The sequence below is a fragment of the Autumnicola patrickiae genome, from assembly GCF_031846525.1.
In the GTDB taxonomy this organism is placed as follows: Bacteria; Bacteroidota; Bacteroidia; order Flavobacteriales; family Flavobacteriaceae; genus Autumnicola; species Autumnicola patrickiae.
Map to the genome: position 1 here is coordinate 199811 of NZ_JAVRHM010000002.1, position 22462 is coordinate 222272.

Below are 22462 nucleotides of genomic sequence, written 5' to 3' on the forward strand. Positions count from 1 at the left end.
TAAGAAAGATTATTATTTATATTTGTACCTACAAATGTTGTTCTGACAAATGAAAGTTGAGAAGATTATAAAATCAAAGAAACCTTTACCTGAAAAGAAGAAATTGGTGATCAATATGATGTTGGCCACCACCAAGGCTAATACTCTTGTAGCGGAATCTTTAAAACCATTTGGAATTTCGATACAGCAGTTTAACGTTTTAAGAATTTTAAGAGGTCAGCAAGGTAGACCCGCAAATTTGAATACTGTTCAGGAAAGAATGGTCAACAAAATGAGCAATACTACACGTTTGGTAGACAAGCTCCTTGAGAAGAAGCTGGTTGACCGCTGCATTTGTGAAGAAAACAGAAGAAAAGTTGAGATAGTAATTACAGAGAAAGGCTTAGAACTATTAAAGGAGCTAGACCCTATTGTTGAGGAAGTCGAGAACGAAATCGCAGTAAATCTGAGTCCTGAGGAAATCTCTAACCTTAATTATCTACTGGAAAAGATCCGTGAATAAAAAAATTTATATTAACAATTGTATATACAACAGTTATGAGCACATATATTGAAGATCTGGAATGGCGATATGCCACCAAAAAGTTTGACAACACGAAAAAAATTAATTCAGAAGATCTGGACAAAATTCTGAAAAGCATTCAGCTTTCAGCTTCATCCTATGGGATGCAACCTTATAAGGTTATTGTTATTGATGATCCACAGATTAAAGAAAAATTAAAGCCGGCAGCCTGGGGACAGCCCCAGATCACAGATTCCTCTCACCTGGTTGTTTTTGCTAATTATAAGACCATCGACGAAAAGTATGTTGATTCTTATATAGAAAACATTAGTCAGATCCGACATATAGCTGTAGACAATCTTGCCGGTCTAAAGGATAAACTTATAAATAGTATCACCAAACTTCCGGCAGAAGATCAAAACACCTGGGCTCAAAAACAGGCCTACCTTGCTTTGGGCAATCTTCTTTCAGCTGCAGCAAGTTATAAAATCGACACCTGCCCAATGGAAGGTTTTGATGCTGCAAAATTTGATGAAATTCTGGGACTTCAGGAAAAAGGTATGACCACGGCAGTTATAGCAACTCTAGGTCATCGAAGTGAAGAAGATCCGGCTCAGGACGCCAAAAAAGTTCGGAAAAGCGAAGAACAACTTTTCGAATTCATTTAAATATAAAATTGTTCTGAAAAAGAATTGGCTGGAAGCCACAACTGGAACTAAAAAACTTTATAATTATTATTCAAATTTATATACTATGAAAAAAGAAATCAAAACTCAGGAAAGTAATGTAATCTGGAAAGGTAAAAAATTAGCAGGTTCTCACTCAGGAACTATAAATTTTAAAGAAGGATATTTCAACATGGAAAATAATGAGCCTACAGGTGGCGAATTTATTATGGACATGACTTCTATAAAAGTAACCGACCTCTCCGGAAAAAACAAACAACAACTTGAAGATCACTTAAAAAATGAAGACTTTTTTGGCGTAGATAAATATCCTACTGCTAAACTGGTAGTACGAAATGTTGTAAAACAAGAAAATGGCACCTATGGCGTATCGGGAGACCTTTCTATCAAAGAAAAAACCAACCCTATAACCTTCGAACAACAAATAAATGAAGATTCAGCTCTGGCAAAAGTAGTTATTGACAGATCTAAATTTGATGTGCGTTATGGTTCCGGAAGTTTTTTCTCAAATTTGGGCGATAACACTATTCATGACAATTTTGAATTGGATGTAAATCTAAAGTTCTAACAACTGAATATTTTTTAAACCGCGCAAACCCAAATTGCGCGGTTTTTTTTCTAAAAAAGTAAAAAGAGAAAAATCTTTGTCAATTAAAATTTCATCTCTATATTTGAGGCAATGAAAACTTTTACAGTACATACTTGGTGGTGGAGCAACTTACGTCAAACGTCGTGAAGTAACATTGCTATAGTATAAAAATATATACAAAAGGCTTGTCTCACGACAAGCCTTTTTTTATTGCTTTTGTTCCTTAACGTAAAGAGATTGAAATTTGCCGCAGGAGTGAAAATTTGAATAATTCAATTTAAAATTTACCGGTTTTTCCGGAAAATGCAAATATTTATAAATGTACCAGCTAACTACAACCCATACAAAACTTCTTGCCGATACGATCACACCTGTGAGCGTATATCTAAAGGTGCGGGATAAATATCCAAATAGCCTGCTGCTGGAAAGTAGCGATTATCACGCGAGCGACAACAGTTTCTCCTATATCTGCTGTAATCCCATCGCTTCCATAAAAATCCAGAATGAGAAGATCGTGGAGACTTTTCCAGATGGTAGTCGAAAAATGACAAATATCGACCAGGAGGTAAATGTTCCGCAGAAGATTCAACAGTTTTCGCAGCAGTTTAAAGCTGAAAATTCAGGATTTAAATTTATCAATAATGGGCTTTTTGGATACATAGCTTATGACGGAGTAAGATATTTTGAAGATCTGGAAATCAAGAAAAAAGAAGGAGATCTTGGATTGCCGGACATGTATTACGCCGTGTACCAAAATATCATCGCCATCAACCACTTCAATAACGAAGCATATATATTTGATCACACCTACAATACAGACAGTAAGATTGAAGAAATAAAACAGCTTATAAAGGTTCGTAATTTTGCTACTTACAATTTTACACGTCAGCAGGAGCCTGTTTCCAATCTTACCGACGAAGAATTTAAAGAAAACGTGAAGTTGGGTAAAAAGCACTGTTACCGTGGCGATGTTTTTCAAATTGTGCTCTCCCGGCGCTTTTCACAGGCTTTTAAAGGTGATGAGTTCAATGTTTATAGGGCGCTCCGCAGCGTAAACCCTTCTCCATATTTGTTCTATTTCGATTATGGAGATTTTAAAATCTTCGGAAGTTCCCCCGAAGCACAGCTTGTGGTAAAAGATGGCCAGGCAGAAATTCACCCGATTGCCGGCACATTTAAACGCACCGGAAATGATGAGCAGGATGCCGAACTGGCCAAAAAGCTCGCTGCAGATGAAAAGGAAAATGCCGAACATGTGATGCTTGTGGATCTTGCGAGAAACGACCTCAGCAGGCATGGCAGTAACGTAAAAGTGGAAAATTACCGCCAGATCCAGTTTTTTTCTCACGTGATTCACCTGGTGAGTAAAGTCACCGGCACCAAACATGCAAACACGCCAACTATGCAGGTGGTTGCCGATACTTTTCCCGCCGGCACCCTTAGTGGCGCGCCCAAGCACAGCGCGATGAAGCTTATCGAGAAATACGAAAATGTGAATCGCGACGCTTACGGTGGCGCTATTGGATTTATGGATTTCGAAGGGAATTTTAACCATGCCATTATCATCCGCTCGTTTGTGAGCAAAAACCACCAGTTACATTACCAGGCCGGCGCCGGGGTGGTTTCAGAATCTGTAGAAGAAAACGAATTGCAGGAAGTTTATAATAAATTAGGCGCATTAACCAAAGCACTGGAAATTGCAGAAGATATTTAATATGGGCGTTACCCTGCGGGTCGGGCTTTCGGCAGTCGCTTTTTTAAAGGAAAAACTTTAAAAAGAGCTTCACAAAGCCTCAATCCCTAACGCAAAAGCATAAAGAACATGAAAAAAATATTAGTCATAGACAATTACGATTCCTTCGTATATAACTTAGTCCATTATCTTGAAGATCTGGATTGTGAAGTAACCGTAAGAAGAAACGATCAGCTAGAGCTGGAAGATGTAGAGGAATTCGATAAAATTCTGCTCTCACCTGGTCCAGGAATCCCTTCAGAAGCAGGACTTTTAAAGCCAATTATCGAGAAATATGGATCGACGAAAAGTATTTTCGGAGTTTGTCTCGGCCAACAGGCAATAGGCGAGGTTTATGGAGGAAAACTGGGGAATCTGGAATCTGTTTATCATGGAGTAGCCACAAATATCAATCTTTGTGTAAAAGATGAACCTTTATTTAAAGATTTGCCCAATGGGTTTATGGTGGGGCGCTACCATTCCTGGGTGGTACTAAAGGAGTTACCAGATGTTCTTGAAGCAACTTCTTACGACGAAAACGGACAGATCATGTCCCTTCGCCACAGAGAATTTGATATTAGAGGAGTTCAGTTTCATCCGGAATCTGTCCTTACTCCTGAAGGAAAAAGAATTATTAAAAACTGGGTAGAAAGCCCCTCCTTCAACCTTACCAAAGGGAAGAAAGTAACAGACACAAATGCGTAAGTTTAACTTTAAAATTGCCTCAAAAATGTTCTCATTTTGGGGAGACAGAGGAGAATTATGAAAGAATTACTCAACAGATTAATAAATCACGAGACGATTTCCAAAGAAGAGGCGAAGCATGTTATTTTCAACATTTCAGATGGAGAATATAACAGCAATCAGATTGCGGCTTTTCTCACTGTTTATATGATGCGGAGTATCACCATAGAGGAGCTTGAGGGATTTAGGGATGCACTTCTGGAACTATGCATTGCTATAGATTTGAGCGACTACAATCCTGTGGATCTTTGTGGAACCGGTGGTGACGGCAAAAACACTTTTAATATTTCCACAACCGCGTCTTTTGTAACTGCTGGGGCGGGTGTTAATGTGGCCAAACATGGAAACTACGGGGTATCCTCTGTAAGTGGAAGTTCCAATGTGATGGAACACCTGGGAATAAAATTCAGCAATGATCCGGACTTTCTGGAGCGTTGCATAGATAAAGCCGGAATATGTATTTTACATGCTCCGCTCTTTCATCCCGCGATGAAAAACGTAGCACCAATCAGAAAATCCCTGGCGGTAAAAACATTTTTTAATATGCTGGGGCCAATGGTAAATCCAGCTTTTCCACAAAATCAGCTCGTGGGGGTTTTTGACCTGGAACTGGCGAGAATGTATGGATATTTATATCAGAATACAGACAAGAATTTTACTATTCTGCACGCTCTGGATGGTTACGACGAGATTTCGCTTACCGGAAAAACTAAAATTATTTCCAATCATTCAGAAGCTATGCTAGGAGCTGAAGATTTCGGCATAGAAACATTAAATCCTGAACAAATTGCAGGCGGCGGATCAATAGAAAGTTCTGCAGAAATTTTTATGGATATTCTAAAGGGAAAAGGAACCGAGGCTCAGAATAATGTGGTTTGTGCCAATGCCGGAATGGCAATCGCAACTACCCAAAACGTTTCACCACAGGAAGGATTTGCAAAAGCTAAAGAATCTTTGAATTCCGGATACGGATTGCTGGCTTTAAAGAAGTTGCAGGAATTAAGTCGATAATTGCCATTTTTGAGGCATGACCTGAAAAAAAACCTTTCAGAAATTAAATGAATAAAATGAATATTCTAGATAAAATAATAGCAGATAAAGTCAAAGAAGTTGAACTAAAGAAATCGGTGGTTCCGGTTTCGCAACTTGAGAGTTCTGCACTTTTTGAGAGAGCAACAGTTTCTCTTGCTGAAGCTTTAAGATCCAGTAAAAACGGAATTATTGCAGAACACAAGAGAAGGTCTCCTTCAAAATCTGTTATAAACCAGGATTTAAACGTTCAGGATGTCGCTAGAGGTTACGAAGATGCCGGAGTTTCAGGAATGTCCGTACTTACAGATGGAAAATACTTTGGCGGATCGCTGGAGGATTTGCTTTACGCAAGAGCCAGTGTTAAAATGCCAATTTTAAGGAAAGAATTCATTATTGATGAATATCAGTTACTGGAAGCAAAAGCCTATGGCGCCGATGTAATTCTTCTGATTGCTGCAGTTTTGGAGAAGGCTCAAATAAGGCAATTATCGCAATTTGCAAAAGATTTAGGATTGGATGTATTACTTGAAGTTCATAATGAAGAAGAACTTCAGAAATCGATTATGCCCAGCCTGGATATGCTTGGGGTAAATAACCGGAATTTGAAGACTTTTGAAGTAAGTACTGACATTAGCAAGCGACTTTCAAAGCAAATTCCCGATGATTTTGTAAAAGTCTCCGAAAGCGGAATAAGTTCTGTTGAAGCTATAAAGGATCTAAAGAATTATGGCTACCAAGGATTTCTGATTGGTGAAAATTTTATGAAAACTGACAATCCGGGTAAAAGCGCAGCAGAATTTATTGCAAAACTGAACTAACCGTCAAGACTCAAAGCGACACCTTAAAAATGGCAAATATCAGGCTTAAAATATGTGGAATGAAGCAACCGGAAAATGTTCGGGAAATTGCGATGCTTCAGCCGGACTACATGGGATTGATATTCTACGAGAAATCTCCCAGATATGTGGCTGCTCATATTCCTGAGATTACTTCAGAAGTAAAAAAAACAGGGGTTTTTGTAGATACATCGCTGGAATTTATTCTGGAGAAAATTGAGAAGTATCAACTACAAGCCCTTCAGCTTCACGGAAGAGAAACCGCTGAATTTTGCAGGCAATTGAGAGATAATCTTCAGGATAAAAATATTGAAATCATCAAGGTTTTTTCAGTAAAAGAAGAATTTGACTTCAGCAGACTAGAAGAATATGAAGGGGTTGTGGATTTCTTTCTTTTCGACACCAAAGGCAAAAATAAAGGTGGAAACGGAGTCACCTTCAACTGGGAAGTGCTGAAGAATTATCCCTCCTCTACTCCATTTTTTTTAAGCGGAGGAATAGGGCTTGAAGAAGCAGAAGAGGTAAAAGAACTGATGAATTTGTTTCAGGAAAACGGAAAAGAAAACCTGCTTTATGCAGTAGATGTTAACAGCAGGTTTGAGGATGAACAGGGATTGAAAAATGCAGAAAAGCTGCGGCAGTTTAAAGAACGTATTACAGAAAAATTAGACCTATAAGTTTTTAGAAACTTTACAGGATCAATAAATAACATAGAAAATGACCTATCAGGCAAACGAAAAAGGATATTACGGCGAATTTGGAGGCGCGTATATTCCGGAGATGCTTTATCCAAATGTTGAGGCTTTACGCTCGCAATATCTGGACATCATGAAAGAGGAATCCTTTCAGAAGGAATTCAGGGATTTGTTGAGAGATTATGTAGGACGTCCTACTCCGCTTTATTATGCGGAACGCTTCAGTAAAAAATATAATGCAAAAATTTACCTGAAAAGGGAAGATCTTTGTCATACTGGTGCTCATAAAGTAAACAACACCGTAGGTCAAATCTTAATGGCCAAACGTCTGGGCAAGAACAGGATTATTGCCGAAACCGGAGCCGGACAACACGGGGTTGCAACGGCCACCGTCTGTGCCCTTATGGGTATTGAATGTATCGTATATATGGGGGAAGTAGACATCGAACGACAGGCTCCAAACGTAGCCCGTATGAAGATGCTTGGAGCAAAAGTAGTTCCTGCCAAGTCGGGAAGTCGTACGCTTAAGGACGCTACTAACGAAGCTATCAGGGACTGGATTAATAATCCGGTAGACACTCATTATATAATAGGATCTGTTGTTGGGCCGCATCCCTATCCGGACATGGTCGCCAGGTTTCAGTCGGTTATTTCTGAAGAAATAAAAGTGCAGCTTAAGGAAAGAGAAGGTCGTGAAAATCCTGATTATGTAGTGGCTTGTGTAGGTGGCGGAAGTAACGCTGCCGGGGCTTATTTTCACTATATTGATAATCCTGAAGTGGGAATAATCGCTGTTGAAGCTGCCGGAAAAGGGATCCAGAGTGGTGAAAGTGCCGCAACCTCAGCACTGGGAAAAGAAGGAATTATCCACGGAAGCAAAACCTTGCTTATGCAGACGGAAGATGGACAAATCACAGAACCTTATTCAATTTCTGCCGGACTCGACTATCCCGGCGTTGGACCCATGCACGCAAATTTGTTTAGAAGCGGTCGCGGAGAATTTATTTCGGTTACCGATGAAGATGCCATGAAAGCCGGTTTGCACCTGGCCAAGCTGGAAGGAATTATTCCTGCAATTGAAACCTCCCACGCTCTTGCAATTTTTGAAGACCGGAAGTTTAAAAAGGATGATATTGTTGTGGTCAATCTTTCGGGACGTGGCGATAAGGATCTTAATACATATATCGACTATTTTAATTTATAATTTCAAACCTGACAGGTCTCCAAAACCTGTCAGGTTTAGTTAAAACATAAAAATGAACCGAATTACCAAAAAACTGCAGGAAGACAAAAAACTGCTTTCCATATATTTTACCGCCGGCTATCCTGAACCTGAAGACACGGTACAAATCATCCAGGATCTTGAAAAAAGCGGAATCGATTTTATAGAAATCGGATTACCTTTCAGTGATCCCCTGGCCGATGGCCCAACAATCCAGGAGAGTTCTACTAAAGCCCTAAAAGCTGGAATGACTACAAACCGACTTTTTCAGCAACTGGAAGGAATCAGGGATTCCGTGGAAATTCCGTTAATTATTATGGGATATTTTAACCCGATACTTCAGTATGGAGTGGAGCGGTTTTGCCGAAAATGTGAAGAATCAGGTATTGACGGACTCATTATTCCCGATCTTCCGGTAGATGTTTACAATGAAGAGTACAGAGCAACGTTTGAAGCACACGGACTTCAGAATATCTTTTTAATCACTCCGCAGACTTCCGAAGAACGGATCAGGTTTATAGATTCGGTTTCCGACGGATTCATTTATATGGTAAGTACTGCCAGTGTAACGGGTTCGACCAAAGGGTTTAGTGATGAAACAAAAGATTACTTTAAAAGGATTCATGGTATGAATCTGAAGAATCCACAGGTGGTAGGCTTTGGAATTGGTGATAATGAAACCTTTGAACAGGCTACCCAATACGCCAAAGGAGCTATTATCGGCAGCGCATTTATAAAACATATTAATATGACGGGAACGGGGAAAATTGCGGAATTTGTTAAAGGGATCCGGAATGTTTAACCTAAGTCTAACAAGGCTTTAATACAAAATCACCCTTTATTGACGTATCTTAATTTAGAATTAAAAAAAGAAAATTATGGGACGTATAGAGGAAAGTAGAAATAAGAGAAAAGAACAAAGACGAAGCGATAATGATCCTTTAAGTGGAGAAATTGGAAACCGCGATATAGAAACTAATGACTTTGATATTGATGATAAAACAATCAAAGATCAGCAAAATAAGAAATAATGGGTAGAGGTGATAAAAAAACCAAACGCGGAAAAATCGCAATCGGCACTCATGGAAAACTAAGACCTAAACGTAAAAAGTTTAAGGTAAAACCAACCACCATGGCCGATACACAAAAGAAAAGTTTGGAGCAATAGTTTTAAAAATGCTCCTTATACTGGAGAACCCTGAAATCAATCGTATTGAATTCAGGGTTTTTCTTTTTTAAGTATTTATAAAGTTCCATACTACCAATTGCTCGATTGGCAGACCCTGAAGGAGCTGTTAACGAAACTGTTTTAATCAACCTTCCGTCCAAAATGAACTGGTGAATCTTTGGGACATCATTGGAGATTACTTTCAGCCGGATGTCACTCTCAATTTCCCGTAAATGTCTCCGGAAGAAAAATTCCGGACCGTTTTTGCTGTTTCCGCCTGTAAATAGCAACGTATCAATATTTGGATGATCCCTAAGAATCTGAACCATATTGCGGAGTTCCACCTGTTGCATTCCAAGATCTGAAGCATCGATTTTATCCCTGCGGCTGCTTTCCACCATATCGCAAATTCCAATGCCGCGGCTTCTTAACCACTGCTTTCGATGCTCCACAGCTTCTTCAGTGGTTTCAAAGCGCAGCCCGATGTCAAAGATTTTATCCAGCACCCGCCATAGCAATCCGTCACGACTGCCGTAACAAAAATCCACGTCTCCTTCCTTTAGCTGCCGCTTTGTAAATCGCGGTGGTGGCAATGTTCCGACAATGAGTTTAGTGGCATTTTCTGGGATAAATGGACGATATGGATGAGTGTGGTGGAAGATGTCTTTCTTTATTGTTTATTGTTTAAAAATAAGATGCCAGCCCTAAAAAGGCAATTATCGACTAATAAATTATTTTAAAGAATCTTTGCTCTTGCAGCGAAGAGGTCTTTATTCCTCTTTCTGTTGTCTGTTGTTAAAAATAAGATGGTAGGCTCAAAATGGCAATTATCGACTCCTCACTTTAAAAAAATCTTTGTTCTTGCAGCGAAGCGGTCTTTATTCTTGTTTCTGTTCGATATCAATCTTATAAAAATCCTGCAAAGATCCGTTCTACCGGATGAAGACAGGCTCATTTTCTTTCTCAGTATGTTCCTGGCTAAAGCGATAATTGTCGTAATCGTAACCTTTTATATGTTCCAGAGACTGTGCGTCTTTATCTATAATATAGCGAACCATGGAACCACGGGCTTTTTTTGCGTAGAAACTGATAATTTTTAGTTTTCCGTTTTTAAAATCCTTAAATACCGGGGAAATAACCGGAACTTTTAAAGCTTTGGCATCAACAGCCTTAAAATATTCGTTACTGGCAAGATTGATGAAAAGTTCATCATCATTTAATTCATCATTAAGCGCCTGAGTTACTTTCTTCTGCCAAACTTCGTACAAATTCTTTTTCCTTTCTATCCCCATAGAAGTTCCCATTTCCAGCCGGTAAGGCTGCATGAGGTCCAGTGGCCTTAGAATTCCGTACATGCCAGATAAAATCCTTAGGGTATCCTGCAGCCGGTCATGTTTCTCTGTCGGAATTGTGTAAGCATCGAGTCCGGTGTACACATCACCCGCAAAAGCGTAAGCAGCAGGACGTGAATTCTTCTTATTATGTTCTTCCTGAAATTTCTGATACCTTGTGTAATTCAGGTCGGCCAGCTTATCACTTATTCCCATCAATTCTGAAATTTCAGCTTTAGTCATTCTCGCAAGCTTACGATTCAGTTTTGCAGTTGTTTCCAGGAATTGCGGCTGTGTACCGCGTGTAGTTGGTAATTTTGATTCGTAATCCAGGCTTTTCGCCGGAGAAACAACAATTTTCATGATCTGAGGATTTGTACCCAAAGATAAGCCTAATGATGTTAAATGAAAAAAGAGATGTTATTACTTCTTTATGAAATAATAGAGAAGGCTTATTTCATTAAGCTTAATCCAGAATTTCTTTCTGATTCTTTGCGTAGCTCTCCCATTTGGCAATACAATCTAGCATATCCTGCGGAATTTCGGTGTTAAAGCTCATCCACTTTTCCGTTTTGGGATGTACAAAGCCAAGGGTTTTTGCATGGAGCGCCTGCCTTGGAAGTACCTTGAAGCAATTTTCTACAAATTGTTTATACTTTGTAAAAGTAGTCCCTTTCAAGATTCGGTCTCCTCCATAGCGTTCATCATTAAAAAGTGTATGACCAATATGCTTCATGTGAACCCGAATCTGGTGCGTTCTGCCTGTTTCCAGCTTACAGGAAATAAGCGTCACATAACCATATCTTTCAAGCACTTTAAAGTGCGTCACTGCAGGTTTGCCTTTTTCGGCGTCTTCTCCTTCATAAACGGTATTCTGCAGTCGGTTCTTTGGGTGTCTTCCAATATTCCCTTCTACAGTTCCTTCATCTTCTTCCACATTTCCCCACACAATCGCTACGTACTCCCTTTCGCTGCTCTTATCGAAAAATTGCTTCGAGAGATGCGTCATAGCCTGCTCTGTCTTGGCCACGACTAAAAGTCCGCTGGTGTCTTTATCTATTCTGTGCACCAAACCGGGACGGTCACTGCTGTTATTTGGCAAATTTTCGAAGTGGTATACCAGCGCGTTTATTAAAGTTCCACTGTAGTTTCCGTGGCCAGGATGCACCACCATTCCTGCCGGTTTGTTTACAACCAGCAGCGTATCATCTTCATAAACTACATCCAGCGGAATATTCTCAGGAGTAAGTAAAAATTCATAAGGAGGATGCTCAAACATCACCTGCACCACATCTCCCGCTTTTACTTTATAATTCGATTTTACGGCAACTTCATTTACATAAATATTTCCGCTTTTTGCCGCTTTCTGAATTTTATTCCGCGTGGCTTTCTCGATGTAATTCATCAAATATTTATCCACCCGCAACGGATTCTGGCCTTTTTCGGCTACAAATTTATGATGCTCATAAAGTTCATCATCCTGATCTTCTATTTCGTGACCTTCTTCTTCTTTCATTAAAATTCTATTTCTTCTTCCACATCCGTTTCAGTTCCTTCCTCTTCTTCCTCATCCTGCCCGTACCTACCGGAACCATCTCCCAACACCAGGTCGATAACTGACGTTTTCATGAGCTCATCTCCCGCCTCTACCAGCTGGCCTTTATGCCGCATTTCCAGCACCGCATCTTCAGCAATGTCCGGTTTATAAGTAACATCCCCAATTTCAAATCCTAAAGAACGCAAGGTTGGCTCCACCTGCCTTCTGGTTTTTCTGATTAAATTATTTGGAATAGTGACTTTTCTATACCCGGATGGGTTGAGGGTCAAATAAATTTTTCGGTTCTCTTTTACAAATTTACCAGGTTCGGGAACTTGTTCAATTACCGAATAGCGGGGAAAATCCGGATTAAAATTCGCAGAATCTAAAATCTCAAACCGAAGATCCATCTCGTCCAAACGATCTTCTACGTTATCCAGAGACATCCTTGCAAGATCGGGCACTTTAATCCTTTGATCCTGGTTAGTAGAATATTCCAGCCATTGTAAAGCCAGATATGCAATAACCACAATGGCTATTATTGCCAAAACTAATTGTATTAAAAAAGTTTTGCTGAAGATAAATCTAAATATTCCCATAAATTGGTTTAAAAAGCAAAGATATAAAACCCCGCGGTTTTGGATGCACCCGTTATTAGTGATATTTTTGATAACGATTTTAATCACGACATATTGAACATGAAGAAAAAAATTGCCATTGCCATGGGCGGCTATTCCAGTGAGTACCGCATTTCTATTAATAGCGGAAATATGGTTTATCAACATCTTAATCGTGACTTGTACGAACCTTACCGCGTCCATATTTTAAAAGGCGAATGGTTTGTGGTGACCGATGATGATACGCCCTACCCTATTAACAAGAGTAATTTTACGGTTAGGATCCAGGGTGAAGCGATTTCCTTTGATTGCGTTTTTAATACCATTCATGGTACACCTGGCGAAAATGGGCTTTTACAGGCATACCTGGAATTGGTCGGCATTCCGCAGACTTCCTGCGACTACTATCAGGCCGCACTTACTTTTAACAAACGGGATTTAATCAGCGTTTTAAAGCCTTACGGAATAAAAACCGCTACTAATTTTTTTCTGAATAAAGAGGACACTATAAATCCGGACGAAATTGTGGAAAAAGTAGGCCTGCCTTGTTTTGTAAAAGCGAATCGTGCCGGAAGTAGCTTCGGAATAACAAAAGTGAAGTCGAAAGAAGAACTTATACCTGCCGCAAAAACTGCATTTAAAGAAGATAATGAAGCTATAATTGAGTCTTTTTTAGATGGAACTGAAGTTTCTGTGGGCGTGGTCACTTATAAAGGAAAAGTGATAGCACTGCCGGTGACCGAGATTATTTCAGAAAATGAATTTTTCGATTATGAAGCTAAGTACCTAGGAAAGTCTCAGGAGATAACTCCAGCCAGAATTTCTGAAGAGCAAACAAAAAAAGTCCAGGAAATATCTATTCTTATCTACAAGAAATTAAAAATGAGAGGACTTACCCGTTCAGAATTTATTTTTCATAACGGGGAGCCGCATTTTATTGAAATGAACACGACACCGGGCCTTAGCAAAGCAAGTATTTTACCGCAGCAGGCAGAAAAAGCAGGAATAAGTTTGCAGGATCTCTACGGGAGTGCCATCGAAGCTGCGTTGGAGCAGGATAAATTCTAAAGTCGTAAATTACGTCACAGTACAACATTAAGCTATGAGAAAAGCAGTTTTTCCGGGATCGTTCGATCCTCTTACATTAGGGCATACCGATATTATCGAAAGGGGCCTTCCTCTTTTTGATGAAATTATTCTCGCTATAGGCACAAATTCCGACAAAAAATATATGTTTTCCCTTGAAGAAAGGCTGCATTTTATTGAAGAAACCTACAAAAATGAAGAGAAGGTGAAAGTGATGACGTACAAGGGTCTCACTGTTGATTTTTGTAAGAGTGAAGGTGCACAGTTTCTCCTTCGCGGACTCCGAAATGGCACCGATCTCGAGTTTGAAAAAGCGATCGGGCAGACCAACTTTAAAATGTCGGGAATCGAAACTGTATTTTTTATAACCTCCTCCGGAAAGAGCCATATTTCCTCCACAGTGGTACGCGACGTAATCAGGCATGGGGGGAACTATGAATTTATGGTACCTGATGTGGTCAGGAGAAAATAGAATTTATAAAAGACCTCACAGTTTGAAATCTTTAAGTCTGTACTTAGAAATGGCAATTATCAACTTACTGGTTTAGACCTGACAGGTTTTGAAAACCTGTCAGGTCTGGATAAACATTTAGATTAAAAATTATAACTCACTCCTACTCCGCCAAAATAATTTCTCGGATTTCCCGGGTAATAATATCTTGGAGCGGAGCCACCAAAGCCAACTGCATTGGTCAGGACACTAGCCGCATAATGTTCATCTAAGACATTATTAATTCCGGCGTTGAAATTAATTTCAAAATAATCTGAAACATTCAGGCTGTAGGCTGCTTTTAGATTTACCAATTGATAGTTCTCTGCATATTCTGAATTGGCATCATTCAGTGGAATTTCACCCACCGCTCTGTAATTACTATAAAAAGTTAGCCCCCAATCTGTCGAAAGATCGAAGCCAAGATTGACTGTCGACTTCGGAACTCCAGGCAATTCATTTCCGGAAAAATCTTCTTCTTCATTTATAAATTCATCGAATTCAAAAAAGTTAAAAGCAGCATTTATATAAGGTTTACCGGTTATTCCTGCTCCCAGTTCCACATTATATTGGGCTAAGAATTCAATTCCGTTATGGTCGGTTTTTCCTGCATTTACCCCTACATATTGATCCTGACCAACACGCTGCGCGACAAGCAGATTTTCAATTTGGATGGAATAAAGCGCGACTTCGGTATACAATCTATTATTTATCCAGTTTCCTTTAAACCCGATTTCATAATTAATTCCGGTTTCCGGCTCCAGGTCTGTATTTATTTGCCCATCGGGAGTTAGAGTCTCTGCTACTGTGGGAGTAGAAAATCCGTGACTTATAGAAGCATAAACATTTTTACCCGGAGCAACTTCATAAGTTGTTCCTATACGCGGAGAAAAAATAGTATTAAAGCGATAATCTCCAGATTGGTCCACCTCATCTTCAGCGTATAAATCTGTTAACGTATAACCGGTGGTGTTAACATTAACACCTGCTTCTGCATTCCAGTTTTCAGCTAATTCCACACTTAATTGTCCGAAGAAATTAGCATAATCCCTCACCTGCTCATTGTTGCTCAACCGTGCTCCCCGCACGCTTCCCTGGTCTGGGAATTCCTCGTAAAGATTCTCAAAAGTGCCAATCTCATACCATTCATTATAATATTCTGCACCAAAACTAAACTGAGAAGCCATATCTCCAATATTAGTATCCAGGTTAAATTTTGTACGCGCACCGGCCGAAAGTCGCTCTTCCTTTAAAATATCAAAAGGCCGTGGCTCGTATCCATTTCTGAAATTTGTATAAATACTTGTGGTATTGCTGAAGTTTTCAGAGAATTGATGGTTATATGCCAGGCCTAAAAGTCCGCGATCGTACGATTCATATCCTTGGGAAGCGCCCCAGGTATAGGCAGCCGTTTCAGGATCATTAAGAAAATCATCTTCGTTTAAGGAACTTGGAATAAAAGCCTTCAGTTTGGTGAAATTTGCCAAAAATGAGAGGCTGTTATTCTCAGAAGTTACAAGCTTCGCATTTACAAGAGCAGACTTACGATCATATTCTCCATTTTCCCGGTAACCATCACTTTTTAAGTGCGAATAATTAGCAAAAAGACTGGTATTTTCTGAACTGTGAGAAGCCGAAACGACTTTTTTGGAGGTATTAAAACTGGAAAGCTGATAATTGACATTTCCAGTGGTTCCCCTGGCATCGGGACTAGCCGAATAAAGGTTAATTGAACCTCCCAAACCGGCTCCATAGATACTGGAGGTAGGTCCTTTGATTATTTCTACCCGTTCTAAAGATTCCTGATCGATATCATCCAGCGTCAATTCACCTTCTGCCGTAGTCATCGGAATTCCGTCGAAATACGCCTGAATACGGTTAGTACTGTACTGAGAACGGGCTCCAATACCTCGAATATTGATCTTATTGGTGTTTAAAGCGCCCTGATTTACGTACATTCCCGGCACATAATTAAAATTGTCCATTAATGCCGTCGCATCTGTACGCTGAAGATCATTTTTTGATAGTACACCTACTGAAGCCGGGACTTTTTGAAGCTCATTGGGAATAATAGTACTCCTGATCATTACTTCTGAAAGATTATCCCGAAAAGGATCAAGATAAATCACCAATTCTTCAGTGTACGAACTAACTGTTCTACTTCTATTCTGAAAACCTAAATAACTTATTTCCAGCTCTACCGGAAGGTCTTCATTTTCAAGGAAAAAATTCCCATTTTCATCTGAAAAAGCTACTGCTCCTGAAGTGAGATTTTCTATTCTCGCATCTTCAATTGCTTCAGAATTCTCTGAATTTATAATTCTACCCTTTATGTTTTGACCAAAAATTTTTCCGCAGCAGGTAAATAATAAGGCTGCTATAATTATATTTTTCAATAGTTCTATTTTTTATTCAGCAGAGACTTTCCATATAACATTTCCATCATCATCGTTTACCAGCAAAGAGCCATCGGGCAAAGTAGTTATCCCAACAGGTCGGCCATAAACCTTACTGGAATCTTTATCTGCAAAAAAGCCGGTAAGAAAATCTTCGGGTTCTTGCGGCTCCCCATTTTCAAAAGGCACGAATACCACTTTGTAACCTGCAAGATCGGCCCGGTTCCAGGAACCATGTTGCCCAACAAAAGCTCCGTTCTTGTATTTTTCAGGAAATTGATCTGCTTCATAAAAAGTAAGACCCAAGGAAGAAGTGTGGGAACCCAGCGGTACATCTGGCACAATAGCTTTTTCCACAAGCTCCAGGTGCGGATCCTCTGCCCAACGCGGATCTTTTATATCTCCAAAATATGAGAAAGGCCAGCCATACCAGCCTCCTTCTTTCACGCTGGTAAGATAATCTGGAACTAATTTATTCCCAATCTTGTCACGCTCGTTTACAGACGTCCATAGCTCTCCGGTAACCGGATTCCAGTCCATTCCAACAGGATTCCTTATTCCTGCAGCGTAGACTTTCTCTCCGGAACCATCAGGATTTACTTCCAGAATATTTGCTCTTCGCTCCTCCTTTTCCATCCCGTGTTCCCCGGCATTACTGGAAGAACCTACAGTGATATAAATTTTACTTCCCTCTTTGTTTGCTATAATGTTCCTCGTCCAGTGATGGTTGTAACCGCCTGCGGGCAGTTCCAGTATCGTCTCCCCTTCTTCATCAATAGAAGTTTGTCCTTCTTTATAAGGGAACCTTTTTAGAGCGTCTACATTAGCCACATAAAAATAATCATCCAGGATCAGCATTCCGTATGGCTGATTAAGATCTTCCATAAAAACATAACGCTCATCCGGCATTCCGTCGCCATTTGTATCCCTAAACATCGTAATCCGGTCAGCACTTTTTTCGGCATCATTAGATTCTGCAACAAAAACATCGTTGTTTGGTGCCACGTAACTTCTGCGGGGATGTTCAAGATCTTCAGCATATAATGTGACTACAAAACCTTCAGGAGCTTCCGGCTTATTACTGGACCAGCCTATAACCTTACTTTCATTAGTAACAGATTCGGAAGAAAAAGGTGCAGGAAGTTCAAGCCGACCAACAGCCGTCTGCACTACATCTGGAGCTCTTTTAGATAGCTCCTCCTTCTTTCCTTCGCTTACTTCCTTAAACTGTGAAAGTGCAGACGTGCTTATACTTAAAGCAATGAAAACACTTAAAATAGTTGATTTTCTTTTCATTTTAAAGCAATTTTCCCAAAAATACCCCGAAATTTGTGCAGAGAAAAGTTTTATAAGCTGATTAGGTTTCCTTTAACAAGCGTTAAATTGAGGACACAAGCCTACTAGTTTTGGCAGCTATAGCAGTTTTAACTATGTTTACCGATTATTATTAAGAGCTTTTAGAAATGCCCGAAGCAGACATCATAAGAAATTACTGTTAGAGATGTCACCCTATTAAATTCGCTCAAATGAAAAAAGCAATAGTAGCTTTACTACTTTTAACCGTCATTGTTTCCTGTGATTTATCTAAATACCGCCTGGTGGTAGATTATGATTTTGAAACAGAATTTGAAAAATCTGAAGGGAAAGAGACAGCAACTTATCCTGAAGTATTGGATTTTTATTCCCAGCTCGATGAAGCTTATACAACCGTAACTTTTACTGAATTTGGAGCTACAGATAGTGGTGAGCCTTTACATTTGGCGGTTTTTAGTCCTTCGGGGGAGTTTGATCTGCAGAAACTGAGACAGGATAGGACCGTAATTTTAGTGAATAATGGTATTCATCCCGGGGAAAGTGACGGTATTGATGCTACAATGATGCTCTTTCGGGATTTGGCTGGTGATTCTATAGATGTCCCGGAGAATACAATAATTGCCACTATTCCCATCTATAATGTGGGTGGAGCACTTAACCGAAATTCCACCACAAGAACAAACCAGAACGGACCAGCAGCATATGGTTTTAGAGGAAATGCACAGAATTACGATTTAAACAGGGATTTTATAAAGGCCGATACTAAAAACACCCGCACTTTCTATGAAATCTTTCACCAGTTACAGCCAGATGTTTTTATTGATAATCATGTTAGTAACGGTGCAGATTACCAATATACCCTCACCCATCTCTTCACTCAGCACAACAAATTAGGAGGAGAACTGGGAGAATATCTTAACAGAAAAATGATGCCCGCTCTGGAAGATTCTCTAAAACAGAAAGAATGGGATATCACCCCTTATGTTAATGTCTTTAATGAAGTTCCAGAGAGCGGGTTTAATCAATTCATGGATCATCCGCGATATTCCACCGGCTACACAACCCTTTGGAATACGCTGGGAATGATGGTAGAAACTCATATGCTGAAGCCTTACGATAAAAGGGTGATGGGTACTTATGAGCTCATGCGCTCCATGATAAATATAACAGATGCTGAAAGTGCCACTATAAAAGACCTGAGACAGCGGGAAACAAAAAAGTATTTAACCCAAAGATGGTATCCATTAAATTTTCAACCAGACATGGAAAACCCCAGTACCAGGGAGTTCAAAGGTTATGAAGGAGAAAGAACTGACAGTGAAGTCACAGGAGAAGACCGGTTAAAATACGACCAAAACCAACCATTCACAAAAGACATAGAATATTTCGACAATTTTACACCACAAGATAGAATTGAGATTCCAAGAGCCTATATTATTCCGCAGGGATGGTGGGAAGTCACACAGCTTTTAGCTTTAAATCAGATTAAGATGGAACCTCTTGCCAGGGACACCACAATCTATGTCGAGAAATACAGAATAGAAGACTTTGAAACCGTAGAATCGCCATATGAAGGTCATTACCTTCACAAAAATACAGAGGTGAGCAAAACTATGGATTCAATTAGATTCAGAAAAGGAGATCTTTATGTGACTACTTTCCAGGATGGAGCGAGATATTTACTGGAGACTCTAGAACCTGAGATGGTGGACTCTTTTTTTAACTGGAACTATTTCGATTCGGTTTTACAGCAGAAGGAAAATTTTTCTCCGTACGTTTTTGAAGATATTGCCAAAAAACTTCTGGATGAAAATCCTGAGTTAGAAGCTGAATTTGAAGAAAAAAGAGATTCAGATTCAGAATTTAGAAATGATTCCTATGCCCAACTGCAATGGATTCACAGGAAATCCCCGCACTACGAGGAAGCTCATCTACGCTACCCGATCTTTAGGGTGCCCAGGTAAATATTTTTCAGAAAAAAGAAGCTTTATATTGGCATACGATTTTGTAAGCGCCTTTTGGCTTTTTTCAAGATTTTTCCATTTGGCTTTTTCTATCCCTTCTTTTTGTTCAGGTTTTAATTCGCCGCTATAGGAGGTCCGCATTTCATACCAATGAGTCACTTTTAACCTGTATTTGCCTTTTCTTTTAAAAACGTGATATGTTTTCTGAAGGAATTTAGTGATTTCAAGATCCTGTACACCAGTTTCTTCTTCTACTTCACGAATAGCAGAATCTTCGATACTCTCCCCTTTTTCAGTTTTACCTTTGGGGAGGTCCCATCGTTTATTTCGGTAGATAAAAAGAATTTCGTCCTTTTCATTTAACACCAGGCCACCCGCAGCTGTTACCATCCGCAGCTTCTTCAGTAAAAACTTCAATAATTTTTCTTCATCTTCGTGATAAAGATTCACATAGAGCAATTTTCCTTTATCGATCTTCTTTAAAATTTTTTTCAGTCGTACGGTCCTGATAGGGTAAGAAGTATATGCTTCACCAATTTCTTTTTTTGTAGAAAGAATAATCGGGATATCATTTACAAAAACTTTATACATTTGTATTATGATTTTAAATAAAGAAACAGCAAAACATACTGCTGAACTACTATTGCAAATTAAAGCAATTAAATTAAACCCGCAAGAGCCATTTACATGGGCCAGTGGATGGAAATCCCCGATATACTGCGATAATCGTGTTATTTTGTCTTATCCTCCAATCAGGAATTTTATACGTGAACATTTTGCAAAACAGGTGGAGGAGTTGTATGGGAAACCAGATGTTATCGCAGCAGTAGCAACCGGTGCAATTGGAATTGGGATGCTGGTGGCAGAATATTTAAGCCTTCCTTTTGCCTATGTAAGACCCGAGGCAAAAGGCCACGGTAGAAAAAATCAGATTGAAGGGAACATTGAGGAAGGACAAACTGTGGTTGTTATTGAAGATCTTATCAGCACAGGGAAAAGCAGCTTAAATGCGGTGAAAGCGATAAGAGAAGCTAAGGCTAACGTAAAAGGAATGCTTGCTATTTTTACTTACGGATTTGAAATTTCCTCGGAAAATTTTAAAGAAGCAAAAGTAGAACTTCATACCCTTAGTGATTACGATCACCTGATTGAAACTGCACAAAAAACAAAATATATTAATGGTTCTGAAGCCGAAGTTTTGAAAGAATGGCGTCACGATCCAGCAAACTGGAAAAAATAGTTATGAATTTAGAAAGCCCAAAAGTAACCACAGATAAGAGCCAGCAGGAAATGTTTGAATTTTTGACAAATGTTGAAAATTATGAGCAGTTAATGCCGGAAAGTAAGGAGAAATTTAAAGTATTAGATCAGGAAACATTTTTGTTTGCCCTAAAAGGTATGCCTGAGATAAAATTGAGGATTACAGAAACTGAAGAACCAAAATTAGTTGTTTTAGGTTCTACTTCAGATAAACTCAATTTCTCCCTGAACATTCATATTGATAAACTAAATGAAAATCAGAGTGAGACCCAACTTTTCTTCCATGGGAAGTTTAATGCGATGATGAGTATGATGGTTAAGAGTCCGTTACAGAAATTTATAAATAGTCTTGCAGAAAACATTGAAAAATTATAAGCTGCATTTTAAGGCAAATTAAGAGACCTTCAAAAAATGGCAATTATGGACCTGCAGAATTCGTAAACCCTCATCAGTTAGAATAATTGCCTTTAAAATGAAATTATTTTCTTCAGAAGAGAAGTTTTATCTCCTTTAGATCAAAAGTTTTAAAAACGGAATATTCTGTTTCCACGTATAATCTTCCTTCCCGCGTCACACCTCGTATAATTCCGGTCATATGGCTTCCGTCTGGCAATTCGAAAGCCGAAACCATATTTTTTTTGAACATTTTTGAAGTGTATTCTTCAAGAAGAGCATTCTTTACCGGTTTTGACAACAGCTTAAGCCTTTTGTTTAATGAATCCAGCACATCTTCCAGCAGACTGTCAAGATTAAAGTTTCTACCTGACATTTGCTGCATAGATCCTGCCCGGGGCAGGTTTAAAAATTCCATCTGATTCACATTTAAACCTACTCCCAAAATGGAGGCCGAAATTTGGCTATTATTGAGTATATTTTCAATTAAAATTCCGCAGAGTTTATAATTTGCTGACATAATGTCGTTAGGCCACTTCACCTTAACTTTCGGAATTTCATACTGCTCCAAAATATCTGCAATAGCCAAAGCCACGGCCGCATTTAGAAGAAATTGATCTTCTATTGCAAGATTCGCATGCGGATAAAGCACACTAAAAGTAAGATTTTCCCCGGGGTTCGATAACCAGCCGGAACCACGCTGCCCTTTCCCTTTTTGTTGGGTATGAGCCACCACACAAACGGGCTGAAAATTCGTATTGCCGCGATATAAATCACGTGCAAATTCGTTTGTGGAATTGATGGCATTAACTTTGATTATACGCATGTAGATACTAAAGACGCAAGGGTATTAAAATGTTATAAAATA

25 protein-coding genes are annotated in these 22462 nt (G+C 39.3%); 17 read left to right on the plus strand and 8 right to left on the minus strand.

Going from position 1 to position 22462, the window contains the following annotated elements; all coding sequences use genetic code 11:
• Positions 1-49 precede the first annotated feature (49 nt).
• From RM549_RS03585 to RM549_RS03640, 12 genes are all read left to right on the plus strand, one after another.
• Entirely contained in the window at positions 50-502 is a 453-nt protein-coding gene (locus tag RM549_RS03585) for a MarR family winged helix-turn-helix transcriptional regulator (protein ID WP_311681423.1), read from the plus strand.
• Between the two features lie 35 nt (positions 503-537).
• Positions 538-1170: an NAD(P)H-dependent oxidoreductase gene (locus RM549_RS03590; RefSeq protein ID WP_311681428.1), complete on the plus strand. Its 633-nt coding sequence runs from the start codon at positions 538-540 to the stop codon at positions 1168-1170.
• An 85-nt stretch (positions 1171-1255) separates the two neighbouring features.
• A complete protein-coding gene (locus tag RM549_RS03595; protein WP_311681434.1) occupies positions 1256-1756 on the plus strand; it encodes a YceI family protein in 501 nt (166 codons plus the stop codon).
• A gap of 340 nt (positions 1757-2096) precedes the next feature.
• Complete coding sequence (locus RM549_RS03600; RefSeq protein ID WP_311681440.1) at positions 2097-3491, plus strand: anthranilate synthase component I family protein; 1395 nt, start codon at positions 2097-2099, stop codon at positions 3489-3491.
• 108 nt (positions 3492-3599) lie between these two features.
• Entirely contained in the window at positions 3600-4214 is a 615-nt protein-coding gene (locus RM549_RS03605) for an anthranilate synthase component II (protein WP_311681448.1), read from the plus strand.
• Positions 4215-4271: 57 nt separating this feature from the next.
• A complete protein-coding gene (trpD, locus tag RM549_RS03610) occupies positions 4272-5264 on the plus strand; it encodes an anthranilate phosphoribosyltransferase (RefSeq protein WP_311681454.1) in 993 nt (330 codons plus the stop codon).
• 56 nt (positions 5265-5320) lie between these two features.
• Positions 5321-6103, plus strand: coding sequence for an indole-3-glycerol phosphate synthase TrpC (gene trpC / locus RM549_RS03615; protein ID WP_311681460.1), 783 nt, complete (start codon positions 5321-5323; stop codon positions 6101-6103).
• Positions 6104-6132: 29 nt separating this feature from the next.
• Complete coding sequence (locus tag RM549_RS03620) at positions 6133-6798, plus strand: phosphoribosylanthranilate isomerase (RefSeq protein WP_311681467.1); 666 nt, start codon at positions 6133-6135, stop codon at positions 6796-6798.
• Positions 6799-6838: 40 nt separating this feature from the next.
• Positions 6839-8020 carry a tryptophan synthase subunit beta gene (gene trpB / locus RM549_RS03625; protein WP_311681473.1) on the plus strand — a complete coding sequence of 394 codons (1182 nt, stop codon included), beginning with the start codon at positions 6839-6841 and terminating at the stop codon, positions 8018-8020.
• 52 nt (positions 8021-8072) lie between these two features.
• The gene (gene trpA, locus RM549_RS03630) at positions 8073-8840 is read left to right on the plus strand and encodes a tryptophan synthase subunit alpha (RefSeq protein WP_311681489.1); all 768 of its coding nucleotides are present in this window, start codon (positions 8073-8075) and stop codon (positions 8838-8840) included.
• A gap of 76 nt (positions 8841-8916) precedes the next feature.
• Positions 8917-9069 (plus strand): hypothetical protein, encoded by a 153-nt coding sequence (locus tag RM549_RS03635; protein WP_311681495.1) that lies wholly within the window; start codon positions 8917-8919, stop codon positions 9067-9069.
• The gene (locus tag RM549_RS03640) at positions 9069-9206 is read left to right on the plus strand and encodes a 30S ribosomal protein THX (RefSeq protein WP_311681499.1); all 138 of its coding nucleotides are present in this window, start codon (positions 9069-9071) and stop codon (positions 9204-9206) included. Before RM549_RS03635 ends, RM549_RS03640 begins: the two co-directional genes overlap by 1 nt.
• A gap of 2 nt (positions 9207-9208) precedes the next feature.
• Here RM549_RS03640 and RM549_RS03645 read toward each other — a convergent pair whose 3' ends face one another.
• From RM549_RS03645 to RM549_RS03660, 4 genes are all read right to left on the minus strand, one after another.
• Complete coding sequence (locus RM549_RS03645) at positions 9209-9868, minus strand: uracil-DNA glycosylase family protein (RefSeq protein ID WP_311681658.1); 660 nt, start codon at positions 9866-9868, stop codon at positions 9209-9211.
• 270 nt (positions 9869-10138) lie between these two features.
• Entirely contained in the window at positions 10139-10900 is a 762-nt protein-coding gene (gene yaaA, locus RM549_RS03650; protein ID WP_311681501.1) for a peroxide stress protein YaaA, read from the minus strand.
• 103 nt (positions 10901-11003) lie between these two features.
• A complete protein-coding gene (locus RM549_RS03655) occupies positions 11004-12053 on the minus strand; it encodes an RluA family pseudouridine synthase (protein WP_311681503.1) in 1050 nt (349 codons plus the stop codon).
• Positions 12053-12673, minus strand: coding sequence for a PASTA domain-containing protein (locus tag RM549_RS03660; protein ID WP_311681505.1), 621 nt, complete (start codon positions 12671-12673; stop codon positions 12053-12055). Before RM549_RS03660 ends, RM549_RS03655 begins: the two co-directional genes overlap by 1 nt.
• A gap of 99 nt (positions 12674-12772) precedes the next feature.
• Between RM549_RS03660 and RM549_RS03665 the strand changes: the two genes are divergently transcribed.
• Positions 12773-13759 carry a D-alanine--D-alanine ligase gene (locus RM549_RS03665; RefSeq protein WP_311681659.1) on the plus strand — a complete coding sequence of 329 codons (987 nt, stop codon included), beginning with the start codon at positions 12773-12775 and terminating at the stop codon, positions 13757-13759.
• Positions 13760-13793: 34 nt separating this feature from the next.
• On the plus strand, positions 13794-14249 hold the full coding sequence (coaD, locus tag RM549_RS03670) for a pantetheine-phosphate adenylyltransferase (RefSeq protein WP_311681507.1): 456 nt from the start codon (positions 13794-13796) through the stop codon (positions 14247-14249).
• A 122-nt stretch (positions 14250-14371) separates the two neighbouring features.
• Here the strand turns inward: coaD and RM549_RS03675 are convergent, their stop codons facing one another.
• Both RM549_RS03675 and RM549_RS03680 read right to left on the minus strand, forming a co-directional pair.
• Entirely contained in the window at positions 14372-16663 is a 2292-nt protein-coding gene (locus RM549_RS03675) for a TonB-dependent receptor domain-containing protein (protein ID WP_311681509.1), read from the minus strand.
• A 12-nt stretch (positions 16664-16675) separates the two neighbouring features.
• Positions 16676-17959 (minus strand): PQQ-dependent sugar dehydrogenase, encoded by a 1284-nt coding sequence (locus RM549_RS03680; protein WP_311681511.1) that lies wholly within the window; start codon positions 17957-17959, stop codon positions 16676-16678.
• A gap of 230 nt (positions 17960-18189) precedes the next feature.
• Here RM549_RS03680 and RM549_RS03685 point away from each other — a divergent pair, with 230 nt between their 5' ends.
• Positions 18190-19941: a M14 family metallopeptidase gene (locus tag RM549_RS03685; protein ID WP_311681513.1), complete on the plus strand. Its 1752-nt coding sequence runs from the start codon at positions 18190-18192 to the stop codon at positions 19939-19941.
• Here the strand turns inward: RM549_RS03685 and RM549_RS03690 are convergent.
• A complete protein-coding gene (locus tag RM549_RS03690) occupies positions 19909-20532 on the minus strand; it encodes an NUDIX hydrolase (RefSeq protein WP_311681515.1) in 624 nt (207 codons plus the stop codon). The two genes, RM549_RS03685 and RM549_RS03690, sit on opposite strands and share 33 nt — an antisense overlap.
• Before the next feature lie 7 nt (positions 20533-20539).
• On the opposite strand from RM549_RS03690, the gene pyrE reads away from it, so the two are divergent.
• The gene (pyrE, locus tag RM549_RS03695; RefSeq protein ID WP_311681517.1) at positions 20540-21181 is read left to right on the plus strand and encodes an orotate phosphoribosyltransferase; all 642 of its coding nucleotides are present in this window, start codon (positions 20540-20542) and stop codon (positions 21179-21181) included.
• Positions 21182-21183: 2 nt separating this feature from the next.
• The gene (locus RM549_RS03700) at positions 21184-21576 is read left to right on the plus strand and encodes an SRPBCC family protein (protein ID WP_311681519.1); all 393 of its coding nucleotides are present in this window, start codon (positions 21184-21186) and stop codon (positions 21574-21576) included.
• A 112-nt stretch (positions 21577-21688) separates the two neighbouring features.
• Here the strand turns inward: RM549_RS03700 and RM549_RS03705 are convergent, their stop codons facing one another.
• The gene (locus tag RM549_RS03705; RefSeq protein ID WP_311681521.1) at positions 21689-22420 is read right to left on the minus strand and encodes a biotin--[acetyl-CoA-carboxylase] ligase; all 732 of its coding nucleotides are present in this window, start codon (positions 22418-22420) and stop codon (positions 21689-21691) included.
• Between the last annotated feature and the right edge of the window lie 42 nt (positions 22421-22462).

What these genes read in the sequence shown, in the direction of transcription:
- RM549_RS03600 (WP_311681440.1), top strand. Translation starts at nt 2,097, where the DNA reads ATGTACCAGCTAACTACAACCCATACAAAACTTCTTGCCGATACGATC.
- trpA (WP_311681489.1), top strand. Translation starts at nt 8,073, where the DNA reads ATGAACCGAATTACCAAAAAACTGCAGGAAGACAAAAAACTGCTTTCC.
- yaaA (WP_311681501.1), bottom strand. Translation starts at nt 10,900, where the DNA reads ATGAAAATTGTTGTTTCTCCGGCGAAAAGCCTGGATTACGAATCAAAA.
- coaD (WP_311681507.1), top strand. Translation starts at nt 13,794, where the DNA reads ATGAGAAAAGCAGTTTTTCCGGGATCGTTCGATCCTCTTACATTAGGG.
- RM549_RS03685 (WP_311681513.1), top strand. Translation starts at nt 18,190, where the DNA reads ATGAAAAAAGCAATAGTAGCTTTACTACTTTTAACCGTCATTGTTTCC.
- RM549_RS03620 (WP_311681467.1), top strand. Translation starts at nt 6,133, where the DNA reads ATGGCAAATATCAGGCTTAAAATATGTGGAATGAAGCAACCGGAAAAT.
- RM549_RS03640 (WP_311681499.1), top strand. Translation starts at nt 9,069, where the DNA reads ATGGGTAGAGGTGATAAAAAAACCAAACGCGGAAAAATCGCAATCGGC.
- RM549_RS03590 (WP_311681428.1), top strand. Translation starts at nt 538, where the DNA reads ATGAGCACATATATTGAAGATCTGGAATGGCGATATGCCACCAAAAAG.
- RM549_RS03665 (WP_311681659.1), top strand. Translation starts at nt 12,773, where the DNA reads ATGAAGAAAAAAATTGCCATTGCCATGGGCGGCTATTCCAGTGAGTAC.
- RM549_RS03680 (WP_311681511.1), bottom strand. Translation starts at nt 17,959, where the DNA reads ATGAAAAGAAAATCAACTATTTTAAGTGTTTTCATTGCTTTAAGTATA.
- trpD (WP_311681454.1), top strand. Translation starts at nt 4,272, where the DNA reads ATGAAAGAATTACTCAACAGATTAATAAATCACGAGACGATTTCCAAA.
- RM549_RS03705 (WP_311681521.1), bottom strand. Translation starts at nt 22,420, where the DNA reads ATGCGTATAATCAAAGTTAATGCCATCAATTCCACAAACGAATTTGCA.
- trpB (WP_311681473.1), top strand. Translation starts at nt 6,839, where the DNA reads ATGACCTATCAGGCAAACGAAAAAGGATATTACGGCGAATTTGGAGGC.
- pyrE (WP_311681517.1), top strand. Translation starts at nt 20,540, where the DNA reads ATGATTTTAAATAAAGAAACAGCAAAACATACTGCTGAACTACTATTG.
- RM549_RS03635 (WP_311681495.1), top strand. Translation starts at nt 8,917, where the DNA reads ATGGGACGTATAGAGGAAAGTAGAAATAAGAGAAAAGAACAAAGACGA.
- RM549_RS03655 (WP_311681503.1), bottom strand. Translation starts at nt 12,053, where the DNA reads ATGAAAGAAGAAGAAGGTCACGAAATAGAAGATCAGGATGATGAACTT.
- RM549_RS03700 (WP_311681519.1), top strand. Translation starts at nt 21,184, where the DNA reads ATGAATTTAGAAAGCCCAAAAGTAACCACAGATAAGAGCCAGCAGGAA.
- RM549_RS03585 (WP_311681423.1), top strand. Translation starts at nt 50, where the DNA reads ATGAAAGTTGAGAAGATTATAAAATCAAAGAAACCTTTACCTGAAAAG.
- RM549_RS03595 (WP_311681434.1), top strand. Translation starts at nt 1,256, where the DNA reads ATGAAAAAAGAAATCAAAACTCAGGAAAGTAATGTAATCTGGAAAGGT.
- RM549_RS03660 (WP_311681505.1), bottom strand. Translation starts at nt 12,673, where the DNA reads ATGGGAATATTTAGATTTATCTTCAGCAAAACTTTTTTAATACAATTA.
- trpC (WP_311681460.1), top strand. Translation starts at nt 5,321, where the DNA reads ATGAATATTCTAGATAAAATAATAGCAGATAAAGTCAAAGAAGTTGAA.
- RM549_RS03605 (WP_311681448.1), top strand. Translation starts at nt 3,600, where the DNA reads ATGAAAAAAATATTAGTCATAGACAATTACGATTCCTTCGTATATAAC.
- RM549_RS03690 (WP_311681515.1), bottom strand. Translation starts at nt 20,532, where the DNA reads ATGTATAAAGTTTTTGTAAATGATATCCCGATTATTCTTTCTACAAAA.